Raw genomic sequence first — 13,447 nt, forward strand, 5'->3', positions numbered from 1 at the left:
GACATAAAACTGCTCCCAAGTTAAAGTCCGTTCTGGAATAGTCTGAAATAGACTATTTTTGTATCCAAACCGCCCTCTGAATGCTTGCGAGCGGGGCTACCCATATGTCTGCGTTTATGCGTCAACCTGAAAGGATTCATTGCTATGGAGCACGAGCACAAGCGCTTCGTCGTGACCGATGAAGCCGTCAGTCCAACTCCCTTGGATGAAGGCCATATCGAAGCCGAAGTGCTTGATCCCTCCGGCTCTAGAGTTGATGAACAGGGTGATGCGCACATGCACCAACAGATGCCGCGCCGGTTCAGGCCTATACAGCTTTGGATCTGTCTGCTGTTTTTTGTTGAAGGCGTCTTGGGAGTCTTTGTCGTCGGATGGCCAGCGCTGAGCCTGTGCATCCTGGGGACCTTGTATATGGCATGGGCGGCTAAGCTGCCTAACGCGCCAGCAAATGAGGGTTTGAAACGAAGCGGGCTTGAATAAAAAGTGCCTGCGCTTGACGGCAAGGCCTTCAAGCGATTGACGCCGCCCAGGCCCAACAGCTGCGCCGCAACTGGCTCTCTGTGTTTGCACAACCTGCCCGAGGGCTTGGCCATTGCAGTGGGCTACGCGGGCAATGAAGGCATGCGCGCCAATGCGCTCGCCATCGGCATCTCCATCCAGGATGTGCCCGAAGGCTTTGTCGTTGCCGCCGCGCTGCTGGCCGTCGGCTACAGCCGAGGCTTCTCCGTCCTGCTGGGCATCGCCTCCGGCCTGGTCGAACCCCTGGGCGCCGTCGCCGGCGCCGCCATCATCGGCAGCTCCGCCCTGCTCCTCCCCTGGGGCCTGGGCTTCGCCGCCGGCGCCATGCTCTTCGTCATCAGCCACGAAATCATCCCGGAATCGCACCGCAAGGGACATGAGTTTTTTGCGACTACGGGGTTGATGGTGGGGTTTGTTTTGATGATGGTGTTGGATACGGCGCTGGGGTGAGGGGGATTGCGCTGCGGGCGTTCTAGGGATGTGCATAGTACTGCACAGGGCTTCATCTGAGCCTAATCAAACTGAGGTTGACGGCTACTGTGCAGGAATCGCAGTGGCTTGTGGCTACATCGTTATCTTTCAGTTCCGAATTAGTAGCAGTCAATCCAACATCGAAGCGAGCGGCTACGCAGATTAGTCTAGATTGCTACAAGAAGTCTTCGATCCCTACAGCTGAATAAGCTTACTGCCTCTTTTCAGGTCGGCTGAACCTCAAAGTCAGCTCGTACGTTGGACCAACTCAGTAGCCCTTAGGAACAATAACGGCTTTGACTTCAAAGTCATCTATTTTTTTGCTCAAATCATTTTCTAGACCTCGTGGATTAGAAATCCAGCCATCCGGATCGTATACAAAGCAAAAAAGGCGCTTGCAATCGGGATGCGCTTTATAGCGCTGGCAATCGATAAGTAGTTCGTCTCCAAGTTCACGGGCCCTGAGAGTTGCTCTGGTCTTCTTCACTTCGATGATGATCTGCTCGCTTTTGAGTAAAAAGTCCACTCGCGAACTTCCTCCCGCGTAGCTTGGTGTCCATTCCTCTCGACGGATGTCATCAAAGTAGAGGTGCAGAAGTGCATGGAGCAAATCCTGAACGTCATACTCGTCGTTGACAACAAGCGTCTCTCGGTTCGCATGACGAGCCTTGATTTGTCGTGCGATCAGGTGAAAGCGGCCACAAACCTGCTCAACCATAACGAGTGGGTCAAGCGCTTTTGAACTGGGAGTTCCAGCCAGTTTTACCTTTAGTGCTGCCCATGGAAATGACTTCCCGCAACCCGAGCAATGAGTTGGAACAGGAGTGCTAAAACCAATTGCAATGATCCCGTCGACTTTATAGCAACCAGGGATTCCAAGATCACAGTTTGGACACCTGTGAATCGTGGCAGAGCCGCAACTTGCACAGAAATTCTTTCGAAATTCAGGTGAAGAATTGAAGCTATCGGTGATCTGATGACCGTTGATGCAGACCTGTTGTATGTCGTAGTGTCCCATGGTGACCATTGTTCAATGTAACTTGAAGGCAAGTCTAGTGCATCCAATAGTCGGCGTTTGAAATCTCTACAGGCAAATTAACTGAGACTGTCATAAGGCCTCTCATCCAGGGCGATCACAAACCCCATTACAGCCCTCACCTGCTCTCTCTATTAATATAGCCATCGCAAAACAATTACTCTGAACTGATCTTTCAGCGACTGCATTGAGTAGAGGTATATGGAAGAGCCGCTGATTCTGATTGGGTCTGCGATAGCTTTGACGGTGCCGTTGGGAGAACTTATACGGCTATCGTTAGTGGACAAAACTCCCGACGCGCCGCACGTTGGCGTACGGTATGGGAACGGTGCAACAACGCCGCAGCCGATGATTGGTCAGCAGGCTCATCGTCCTACGCCGCCGGAAGGCGTCAAAAAATCTTCTCGAAGAAGAAACGCGTTGGATGAACCCGATTGAACGAGAGCATCTAGCAGCGCGAGGGTCGACGCGCGCAGCGTCGCCGTCTGCAATCCTGGCAAGTCCTCGAACATCAAGCGAGACATGAGTTGGTCCATCGCAGTCCTCGCCGAATTCGACCTTCTGAGTGCATCTTCGAGCCTGTCACCCATGCGCGACTGAATGATCTTCACCGCGGCTGGCAAAGACGAATTTCCAATCGAGAGCAGGTAATCACCGTAAGCCTCAAGGGCAAGACTGCTGACAGGCAAAGCCTCGAAGAGGGCATCGACACGTTGGCTCGCCGCTCCGAGCAATCTCCACTCCCGAACACCCGCCTTCCACCCCTTGCTGAGCAACAACGACCGGATCAAAGAACCACCCCACGACCGGTCGTCGCGAAGTTCCGCAAACCACTTAGCCTTTTGCGCTTCTGCAGAAATCAGTGTCCAGAGCGTCCAAAAGGTCGTTCCGTTCCCACGGGCATCCGCCGCCCGTATCAAGTCGTCGAGCAACTTGGCGAATTCGTTGGGCTCTCCGGCGATTTGGGGCAGCACGCGTTGCAGCAGAGCGGCCCCAACGGACGCCTCCGACTCAATCAAGAAGTCCGCGAAGGCCCTCTGCGCGGCGATGTGCAGTTCAAAGTTTTTGTCGCGGCCTTCATCCATCCGATTCCACCACCACTTGAACTGATCGCCGATCCACTCAAAGAGCTTAAGGGCATGCGGACTCCCGGTTCGGGAGCGGAAGACAGGCAAGAGGTAGAGAGCGAGGGTATGGTCGTGCCGCAGCAATTGCGGATCAAGCAGCGGCGGCGCGCAACCCCACATCGATCTGTCAGTGGCGGAAAATCGGGCCTGACGCTGGTGTCGCAACTCGGACGCGGACGGATGTTGATTCCATGGATGTTCTTCCAGCTCGGCATCCTGATCGCAAGTCGTACGCGCGGCGGCAACCAGTATGTGTAAAGCGAAGTTCAACAGAGACGGAGCATCCCATAGACTCTGATGCGCCAAACTCTGGGCGGCGGCTTGCTGCACATGTCTGTTCCAGTGGGTCAAAGAAACTTCGAGCAGCCGCTCGGCGTCGGCTTGGCTCACCAGCGGCGCAAGAGCGCCGATCGCTGCCGCGCACTCCATCTTCCCGTCGACGGGAATGCTGCCTCCGAAGACGTCTTCGGACGGGATCTCACCAAGGCAACCCACAATGGTTTCGAGGCACCACTGCCGATCCACAGGGTCCAGGACGGCCCAGCGATCTCGCGCAATCACCGCCGCAACCATCACGCCTCCTCCATCGAGGATGTCGCGGGTGCCACGAACTGCGATCTGGCCCTCCACCTCTTTCGCCAACGCCAATTTGTCACGCCACGACTCATCGCCAGCAGCGACTCCATCGTCTTTGTGCTTGTGAGCCCAGTTTTGAAGTTCGATGCCCTTCATGAACTCGACTTGGTCGGCCTGCGAATCTCGCACCATGGCTTGGACATCTGATGGAAGCTCACCCATTGTGAATTCGACCTGGTCGCCGAAATCTCTGCGATCGTATGTTCTAAGATCCATTCGCCGCAGCGCCAACATCGACTGCGATTGTTCTGTGGTCCGATCTTGCTCGGGTGGCAACGTAGCGAGATAGCGGTCCAGCAACGCTTCCACCGACGCTCGCTGCGGGCCGAGCTGGAGCTGAATGGCAAGGTCTTCGAGATGAGTTTTTCGATGCGGAAGCACGTTCGAGTCAAACCGCTCGCGCTGGAAAATTTGAGAGAAGACGTCAAAGCCACCGGGAGCAAGCACGGTCTTGTCCGTCATCATGCGCGCCAAATCAATTCGGATTAGCTCGGTGGATCCGAGCATACTTACGCAGCAATCGCCGGCTAGGCCCGGGTGCGCTAGGCAGGCGCTGGCCACGACCCCCAACGACGCTGCGTTGTTCGAGTTGTCCAAGATGTATTTCAGAAAACTCTGGAATACATCGGACGTTTCCGCGACCTCCGCGGTGTCGAGAAGCCATGCTTCAAGGGCCATCAGGGCGCACTCCATCACGGCGGGCATGACGTGGGTTCCTCGATACGTCTGCCAGAGTCGTTGATTTTCTAGGATGGACCGCGCCCTGCCGTCAGATAGCGTCAGCTCGATCTCGTTCGGTGGCTCGATCAGCCGCCGCTGCTGCGAGTTCGCCTTGTAGTTGGAGCAGCATTGATTGATGAAATTGACGACGAACCGCATGCCCTCGAAAGGATGGGCGCGCAACAAGAACAATATCGGCCCTTGCATCGACGACCGAGGGAAGAAGCGCTGCTCGTAACTGTGCGTCAGCCCAAACACCGCCTCCAATTCACGCGAGGAATTCCACCGATCGTCCTCATCACTGGCGAACCACCGCCCCAAGCAGACCGCTTGAAGCTCACAGGGGAATGCGCGGGCAAAGGCAATGGCCTTGAAGGGCTCGAAAGTGAGCTTGGCGAAGTGCCTGGCATCTTCGTCGTGACGGATCGACCCGGGCGCGGATGCCCTGCTAGCAATGTTCTTGAAGAGCGCCTCGTTCGCGCGGGGCGCCTTCATCAGGATTTCGACGAGTCGCTCTCTGGGAACCACTCGTCCGGGCGCGTCCGTCGGGAGCGCAAGGAACTTTTCGATAAGAGAGCCCACGCTGGCGGCTCCTTCGGGTAGCTGTTCGCTGCCAGAAATGTTTTCGGACCAATCCTCCATGAAGGCGACGAGCAGGGTATCCATTCGCCTGGGCACAGCCTCCCAGTTCTCGTCCATGAACGCGAGCAGTATCGGCCAAGCGTTCCCCGTCGGAACCTGCCAACGAAGCCAAACATGAACCCCCTGCACTTTGGGCGAAACGGTCTTGCAGCCGACGCGTACCAGGTGAAGCACTCGTTGGAGCAACGCGCCTTCATCAGCAAGCAGCTTGCCGGCGAAGGTAGTCATGAACGAGCCCGCTGCGCTCGACTGAAAAACAGCGAGCCAGGTGTCATCAATGAAATGGGGCGGGAGCGACTTCTCGGAGCTCACCGCGGAGATGAACTGGCCCACTACCTTCCTGTCGACGTCGAGTTGCTCTGTTAGCCACTTGCGATAGGCGCGCCGCAACGCGGGATGGCCCCCAACTTCCCCAGCCATCGCTGTCGAGCTGCCGGAGTGCGCTTCAAATCGGCGCATGAACCACTCTACGAGCCCCCAGTCCTCGAAAACGTCGTGAGCGGCCGCGACCCGATGAAACTCATCCTTTGCCACGAGATTGGCGTTTCCAAGCCGTTGCAGAGCGCCGTCGACGTCAGCAACTTCAACGTATGGGAGAAGCGCCCGCGCCCTCGCAATGCAGACGTCAAAGAAGACCTTTTCGCGCTTGGACGGCATGCCGTCCGCGACATAGGCGTCGTCGCGAACAAGCTCGCTCCACATCCTGCGCCGCAACGCGCGCTCGGTTTGTGGAATGGATTCGTCCTGCGCGAGGCGCAGTTGGGATGCGCGCGTAAGAAGAAATGGATTCCTGAGGATCGACCTCAGACTCTGATTCGCGAGCAAAGGTTGCAAAGTCGGCACCGCGGCTTCGGCCTGCGAAAGCTCCGCGTCGGAAAGGCCGTCGACAAAGATTTTCGCGAAGGTTATATTGCTCGTCGCCAGTAAACAGCGCTCAACGACCTCCGTGTAGTAGTCGCGACACGTGATTACAAGCGAGATTGAGTTGTCGTCCTTGACACCCAGCAACAAGTCTTTGAACGCTGCTCGTTCGCTCGCCTCAAGTAATCGTTCGAGACCATCGACAAAGAACGTCTTACGGTGGAGTGGCATCAACCCCTCCAATTCTTTCCACGTGAGATTGAGGCTCGCATTGGTCAAGACCTGATCGATGTGCGCGGCTTTGAACTCCTCAGCGGAAAAGGCGAAATTCGTCTCAGCGCTCGCCGCGCCCGACATGTAGGTCATTCCCAACACGGACTTGCCGCTGCCGGCAGGACCAACCACTAGCACCACCTGTTGCTGGGCTACCGCGGCCTCTAGCTGGGCGCGCAGCTCGGGTCGTTCAATACTATCCCCTGCGGGCCGGCCGCCGCGAGACGCCGCAACGTTGTCGCGGAGTGCTGTCGAAGTCTGGACAATTCGCCATGCTTGGAGGACGGAACTTGGCTGTGCCTGGCCTTGGCGCGCTCCGGCAGTGAAGCGTAGTCGACGCTGCGGCCCTCCGCAGCAGCCAACCCAGCAAAGTCGATCAATTCGCTCCAACTGCTCGATGCTGCGTCGGCTTCCGCGCCAGCAGCCCGCAGCGAGGCGAGGAGCGACAAGATCGCGGCAGCGTCCTTTGCCGCTGCATCTTGAAAATCGAAGCTGATAACGTGGAAGGCTTGCAAGAACCTCCATACACACTCATCGGCCACCGGTGAACCGTTCACCTGATCGATGATTGCTTTGATCGTCTCGTAGTCGGCCTTGGCTTGCTTGTTCAAGGTTCCCTGGCCTTGGCGGCGCGCCAAGAAGTCGGCCGCGTCGCCTGCGGCTCTGGCTTGACCAATCAGCCAGCGTACGTCGTGCTGAATCCGATTCGTGCCCAGGAAGGTGATCAATACGATCGCGTCGCGGCCCTGCTGGAACAATATCGCGTTATTGAAATCCGCCCAAGCGGCCGCCAGCGTCTCCCTGCATTCCTCGTCGCCGAGGCTGAGCGTGAAGGTTCGCTTGATCTGCGCGGCCACCTTGTGGGTTTGGCCAGCTTCCACCTGCGCCTCCACTACCAAGTCGTCGATGCGCCAACCGAGTCGACGAGCCTGGAAGTGCACCCGTTGCGGGGCCGCGTCGGAGAAGATAGGCATGAACGACTTCGTGAGCAGCAGGCCCAGAAAATAGGCGCCAACCCGCCGCTCGAAGTCGCCTCCAGCTCCCCCCGTTGAGATCACGCTCGCCACGCTCATTTGGCCCCTTTTTTCCGCACGCGATAATCATCGATGTTCTCGTAGATTGGAAGCGAATGCAAGTCAAGGGTGCTTCGAAGTGCACCTTCAGAGAACTTATTTAGCTATAGCGCGTGGTGCGCATGAACCTCTCGCTGGATGGATTATGAAGATACGCCCTCTTGGTACCGCTGTTGACGAATGTCTATGCGAGTCCTGTCATGTTGCTGACGGCGCCCAGCGTCCGCTGTGAAGTAACGCGGTCCTCCATGGAGGGGCGTTTGAATTACGGCTACCAGCCTAAACAGCTATCAAAGCATGATCACTGCCAACCGGCACGTCGATACCTCCTGAAATGCATCGTCAACCCTTCTGTAGATCCCAGCTTCTGCCAACTCGAGCTCAAGAATTGCGGTTTACGATTCGTCATCTCTCACCACTCCCAATCCCCCACAACCCCAAAGCTTATTTGCGAATGATTCTCAATTGAGTGTATACTGCACCCATGGCGTAGCAATTGCGGCTACTCCAAGGTTCATCGTGGGGCGACTTACCGGAACTGTCCGGAAGTCGTTTTTGCCAGCCAATGGTTCACACTAGCCACGCATTTTTTTGCGATGAACACTGGCTTCGATAGCTCCATTGCAGCGCAGCGATCCAGTCTCTGACAGCGCCTTTGCTCTCTGCCCTGCCAATGGTTGGCAAGACAGAACCAGCAGGCCTTCTGTCCACCCTCCCCTGATCTCTCTATCTACACACATGCCAAGGGCATGTTTTTTTGCGTCCGCACAGTGCCTCGCATGGACTGCATCTGCGCGCTTCAGAGCATGCCAACCCAACAAAAAAGCCCAGATCACCCCTGCCAACGGCAGCAGCAATCTGGGCTACTTACCACGCCCACCGCAGCGGCAAACGCTGCAGCAGGCTAGCTACTAACTTAATTAAAAATCCACCGACGCCGACAGCGCAAACGTACGCGGCGCGCCCAGCGCCAGGCTGGACAACTGGGGCATGCCCCAGTACGACTTGTTGGTCGCATTCAGAACAGACGCGCGCAGAGTAACGGGCTTGTCGGCCACCTTGGTGCTGTAGCGGGCGCCCAGGTCGTAGGTGGTGCGGCCGGCGGCCCAAAGGCTGTTGTCGGCACTGATGTACTGGCGGGATACGGCGGTGCCGTTGGCGCTAAGGGCCAGGCCTTGCACGCCGGGGACATCCCACTCGACGCCCAGCTTGCCTTGCCACTTGGGGGTGCCGGTGGCGAGCTTGCCTTCGTTCAGGCCGCCAGCGGTTTGCGTCAGCTTCGGCGCAGTGTAGGCCACGCCGCCCATCAGGCGCAGGCCGTGCATGGCGGTGCCGAAAAAGCTCCACTCAATGCCTCGATTGCGCTGCTCGCCGCCGAACGAGTAAACGTTGGTCACAGGGTCGGTATAGCTGCTGGGCCGGGTGATTTCAAACAGGCTGACGGTGTGGGCGAAGTCGCCCAGGTCGAGTTTCAGACCCATTTCCTTTTGCTTGCTCTTGTAGGGGGCAAACACTTCGCCGGCGTTGGCGGCGGTCATCGGTGCGGTGGCGCCCTGGCTCAGGCCTTCGATGTAGTTGGCGTAGAGCGAGAGGTTGTCGCTGGCCTTGACCAGCAGCGCAGCGGCGGGCGAGGTGGCGCTTTCGTCATAGCGCGAGGTGCGCGCGCCCGAGGTGATGTTGTAGCTGTCGCTGACCACCTGCTGGCGGCGCACGCCCAGGGTCAGCTGCACGCGGTCTTGCGCCATCGACAAGGTATCGGCCACACCATAGCTGGCCAGGCGCACCTCGGTGTGCGAGATGTGGGGCGCGACAAAATCGGCAGCCGGGCCCCATACCGGGTTGTAGATATTGGTGGTCCAGTCGGCGCCGGGCACGCTGCGGCGGCCGTAGTCGTTTTGCTTGTGCGCGTAGTGCGTGGCGTTGACGGCCCACTGGTGGCCGAGCGGGCCGGTTTGGCTGCGGCCCTTGATGCCGACTTCGCCCGACTGCTTTTTCACATCAAAGGCCAGCTGGCCCATCGTTGTGCGATAGTCGCCTGCGGTGTTCAGCACCAGGGCCGACATCGTGCCGTTGTACTGGTAGTCGGTCTTGCTCATGCCAAAGGCGGCATAGGCCATGACCTGGTCGCTCAGGTCGTACTCGCCGCGCAGGATGGCGGCCTTGTCCTTGGTGCGCACGGTGGACCAATCGGGGTTCAGCAAGGTATCGCCCTTGGGCGCCTTGGGGATAGGCAAGCCGGGCGACAGGCTGATGCCCCGGTTGACGCCATTCACGCGGTCATCGCTGGCATACAAATCGGCCGACAGGCGGGCGCGGTCGCCGCGCCAATCCAGTGCCAGCGATCCCAGCTGCACTTTTTTCTGCTGGTCTTTGATGGAGCCATCGCCATCGCGGTACACGCCGTTAAAGCGCACACCCAGCTGCTGGCGGTCGCCAAAGCGGCGGCCCATATCCAGGTGGCCGCCCAACTGCGCATCGGACATATAGGTGGTGGTCAGGCGGGTGAGCGGATCGTTGCCGGCGCGCTTGGGCACCAGGTTGACGGCTCCCCCCACCGAGCCACCCGGCGGCATGCCGTTGAGCAGCGCCGATGGGCCCTTGAGCACTTCGATGCGCTCAAACATCTCCGGCGAGGTGCGGTAGTACGGCGCCATGCCGTAGAGGCCGCCAAAGGTCATGTCGGTGGAGCTCGATGCGAAACCCCGGATTGAATAGTTCTCGGCCCAGGCGCCTGAGACGCCATTGCTGAACACCGTTGGGTCGGTGGCGGCAATCACATCGGTGATGTTCTGCGCCTGGCGGTCTTCGATGTACTTCTCGGTGTAGCCGATGGTGCTGAACGGCGTCTCCATAAAGTCTTTGTCGCCCAACAGGCCCACGCGGCCGCCGGTGGTGACCTGGCCGCCGGCATAGGGTGCCGCGACCTGGGCGGCTTTTTCTTGCACCGTTATCGGCGCCAGGGTGATGGCGTTGTCAGCCCCGGCGGGTGCCGGCTCTGCCGCGCTGCTGGTTTGCGCGTTGGCCAGGGGCGCTGCGACCAGCATGGCGCCTATCGTCAGGCCCAGCAGCACCTGGGGGCTGATGACGCTGCGACGCAGCACATAGGGCGCCGGTTGAGGAGTGGCGGGCGTGGCATTGCGCAAAGCGCTGGCGGCACGGCGGGTAGGTTGAAGGCGTTGAGACATGCCTGGTTCCTTTGAAGGTGAAAAGCACTGAAAAGCAAGGGGCGGCCCCGGCAGGCGTTGGTGCGTGGAGCACGGCAAAGCCGCAGGGCCTTTGGCTGGGTCGGAACCTGGCTACAACGGGAGAGAAAAGAGAAGCTGGATGTGGTGGCTGGCCGGCAATCAGCCCGGGTAGCCGCGCAGCACGTCGTCAATCAGCAGGCTGAGCGAGGTGGGGCTGGCCCCTGTCGTGTACCAGGCATCGGCATCGACAAAGACGACGCGGCCGCTCTTCCAAGCCTGGGTCTCGCGCAGCAAGGGGTTGGCCAGCTGCTCGGCAGTCATCACCGCGTGGCGCTCCATCACGGCAGTGCGGTCCACCACATAGAGGATGTCGGGGTTGGCCTGCTGGATGAACTCGCTGGAGATGGGCTGGCCGTGCAGACTGCCCTCGGCATCGGCGCTGGCGGGCTTGACGCCCAGATCGCTGAACACAAAGCCGTAGCGCGACTGCGGGCCAAAGGAGCTGAAGGCGCCGTTGTTGTGCAGGACGATCAAGGCCTTGTCGTTGCTGCCCGCAATGCGCTGGCGTGCCTGGGCCAGCTTGGCATCCAATGCGGCCACTTTTTGCGCGGCCAGCGCCTCTTTGTCAAAGATGCGGCCCAGGGTCAGCAGATGGTCTTTGACGACTGCGATGTGCTTGGCATGGCTGTCCTTGAAATCCACATCCAGGTGGAGGGTCGGCGCAATCTCGCTGAGCGCCTGGTAGTGGTTGGCTTGCAGGGGCGTGATCAGGATCAGGTCAGGCTTCAAAGCATGCACGCGCTCCAGGTTGGGCTGCACGATGGCGCCCAGGTCTTGCACCGCTGGGTCGGCCTGGTACTTGGCCAGAAAGTGCGGCACATAGTCTTTGACCATGCCGGCAATCGGCACGCCGAGCTGGTCGAGGAAATCGGCCTCGTTCATCTCCAGCGCGGCCACCCGCTGCGGGGTGCGGGTGATGACGGTGCTGCCCAGTTGGTGCTGCACGGTGATGGGGGCGGCGGCCGGTTGGCTTGCAGAGGCCGTGGTGGATGGCGCATCTGCAGCCGAAGTCGATGCGCGGTCGCAGCCGCTTAGCGCGATAGCGATGGTGGCTGCGGCGACGGCAGCGAAGGCGGGGAAAAAGGGCCGCCAAAGGGTGCTGGGGCGTTTCATGGCAAGGGTTCCTAGGTTCTGAAGTAGTTGCACAGGCATCCCTGCGCGGTGCGGGTGATGTCAAACCGCAGCTCGTAAAGCTGCGACAAATTGGCTTCTGTCAGCACCGCATCGGCGGGGCCGCTAAAGCGCAGCATTCCGCCTTTGAGCGCGACGATGTGGTCCGAGTAATTGGCGGCAAAGTTGATGTCGTGGATGACCAGGATCACCGTGCGGCCGGCCTCGTCGCAAAGCCTGCGCAGCGCACGCATGATCTGCACGGCATGCTTCATGTCCAGGTTGTTCAGGGGCTCATCGAGCAGCAGCACATCGGTCTGCTGGGCAATGGTCATTGCCAAAAAAGCCATCTGCCGCTGGCCGCCACTGATCTCGTCGATATAGGCGTGGCGCAGGGGCTCCAGCGACAAAAAGGCAAGGGCCTCATCCACCGCTTGCTGGTCTTTGTCGGTCATCGAACCCCGGTGGTGCGGAAAGCGGCCAAAGCCGACCAGCTCTTGCACCGTCAGCCGCATCTGAAAACCGGGCGACTGGCGCAGGGTGGCAATGCGCAGCGCATAGTGGGCGACCGAGATGGTGGCAATGCTGCGGCCTTCCAACTGAATCTCGCCACTGCTGGGCGCCAGCAGGCGGGCCACCATCATCAGCAAGGTGGATTTGCCGGCGCCATTGGGGCCGATGAGTGAGGTGATGCGCCCGGCCGGGAAGCTGGTGCTGACATCCGACAGCACAGCGCGGCTGCCATAGGATTTATGGAGGTTGCTGACAATGATCATGAAAGAGCCCGGCCGCGCACCGTGAGCGCCAAAAAGTAAGCACCACAGACCAGATTGACCAGGATGCTGACGGTGGTCTTGTAGTTAAAAACATGCTCCACCAGCAGCTGCGCCACCAGGAAGATGGCGATGGCGACTGCGCAGCCCATGGGCAAGGTGCTGCGGTGGCGCCATTGCGGTGCCAGCGCGTAGACGATGTTGGCCACAAAGATGCCCATAAAGGCCGTGGGCCCGATGAGGCTGGTGGAGACCGCCACCAGCACCGCCACCAAGGCCAGGTACAGGCGCATGCTGCGGGCATGGGGCACCCCCAGTGATATGGCCTGCTCGCGGCCCAGCGCCATCACATCGAGCACCGGCAGGGTTTTGTGCAGCACCAGGCAGACGGCGCCCACGGCCAGCGCGGCATAGGCCAAGGTGTCAGGCCGGGCGCGGTTGAAGGACGCATAGCTCATGCCCTGAAAAACGGCAAACTCGCCCGGGCTGATGCGCAGCTGCACAAACTGGGTGAAGGTGCCTATCACCATGGTCAGCACCAGGCCAACGAGCAGCAGCACATAGACATCGCCCTGCCCCCGGCACAGCAGCCAGCGCTGCAGGCCCCAGGAATACAGCAGCATCAGCGCCACCGATACAAAGAAGTTGCCCCGCTCACCCAGCATGCCCATGCCCTGCGTGCCCAGCACCAGCAGCAGCAATGCCTGCCACAGCAAGAACACCGCCTCGTAGCCCATGATGGCGGGGGTCAGAATGCGGTTGCCCATCAAGGTTTGGAACACGATGGCCGACACCGCCACGCAGATGCCGCCCAGCGCAATGGCCGCCAGGCGCAGCAAACGCCGGGGGATGACATAGCCCATATCCATGCCCGAGCCCAGCAGCACAAAGCCCAAAGCCAGCACGGCGATGCCCAGCCACAGCGCATGGCTGGCGCTCAATGCCTTCATGGCGATCGGGC

General features: G+C 59.6%; 8 protein-coding genes and 1 pseudogene. 2 read left to right on the forward strand and 7 right to left on the reverse strand.

Features of this window, described 5'->3' with window-relative positions:
- The first annotated feature begins 144 nt into the window (after positions 1 to 144).
- Together M2375_RS09895 and M2375_RS09900 are read left to right on the forward strand one after the other, a co-directional pair.
- Positions 145 to 480, forward strand: coding sequence for a hypothetical protein (locus M2375_RS09895; RefSeq protein ID WP_259165591.1), 336 nt, complete (start codon positions 145 to 147; stop codon positions 478 to 480).
- A 50-nt stretch (positions 481 to 530) separates the two neighbouring features.
- Positions 531 to 969: pseudogene (locus M2375_RS09900) on the forward strand (ZIP family metal transporter); the annotation flags it as partial.
- A 289-nt stretch (positions 970 to 1,258) separates the two neighbouring features.
- Here the strand turns inward: M2375_RS09900 and M2375_RS09905 are convergent.
- The 7 genes from M2375_RS09905 to M2375_RS09935 form a co-directional block, all read right to left on the reverse strand.
- Positions 1,259 to 2,008, reverse strand: coding sequence for a DUF2321 domain-containing protein (locus tag M2375_RS09905; protein WP_259165592.1), 750 nt, complete (start codon positions 2,006 to 2,008; stop codon positions 1,259 to 1,261).
- A 383-nt stretch (positions 2,009 to 2,391) separates the two neighbouring features.
- Positions 2,392 to 6,426 carry a hypothetical protein gene (locus tag M2375_RS09910; RefSeq protein ID WP_404979301.1) on the reverse strand — a complete coding sequence of 1,345 codons (4,035 nt, stop codon included), beginning with the start codon at positions 6,424 to 6,426 and terminating at the stop codon, positions 2,392 to 2,394.
- Positions 6,427 to 6,449: 23 nt separating this feature from the next.
- Positions 6,450 to 7,358, reverse strand: coding sequence for a hypothetical protein (locus M2375_RS09915; RefSeq protein ID WP_259165594.1), 909 nt, complete (start codon positions 7,356 to 7,358; stop codon positions 6,450 to 6,452).
- A gap of 920 nt (positions 7,359 to 8,278) precedes the next feature.
- A complete protein-coding gene (locus M2375_RS09920) occupies positions 8,279 to 10,543 on the reverse strand; it encodes a TonB-dependent siderophore receptor (protein ID WP_259165595.1) in 2,265 nt (754 codons plus the stop codon).
- A 159-nt stretch (positions 10,544 to 10,702) separates the two neighbouring features.
- Positions 10,703 to 11,716, reverse strand: a complete 1,014-nt coding sequence (locus tag M2375_RS09925; protein ID WP_259165596.1) for a siderophore ABC transporter substrate-binding protein — start codon at positions 11,714 to 11,716, stop codon at positions 10,703 to 10,705.
- Positions 11,717 to 11,727: 11 nt separating this feature from the next.
- A complete protein-coding gene (locus tag M2375_RS09930) occupies positions 11,728 to 12,489 on the reverse strand; it encodes an ABC transporter ATP-binding protein (RefSeq protein WP_259165598.1) in 762 nt (253 codons plus the stop codon).
- The gene (locus tag M2375_RS09935) at positions 12,486 to 13,436 is read right to left on the reverse strand and encodes an iron chelate uptake ABC transporter family permease subunit (protein WP_404979302.1); all 951 of its coding nucleotides are present in this window, start codon (positions 13,434 to 13,436) and stop codon (positions 12,486 to 12,488) included. The genes M2375_RS09930 and M2375_RS09935 overlap by 4 nt, the downstream gene beginning before the upstream one ends.
- Positions 13,437 to 13,447 lie beyond the last annotated feature (11 nt).

Source organism: Comamonas sp. BIGb0152, from assembly GCF_024809975.1.
In the GTDB taxonomy this organism is placed as follows: domain Bacteria; phylum Pseudomonadota; class Gammaproteobacteria; order Burkholderiales; family Burkholderiaceae_C; genus Comamonas.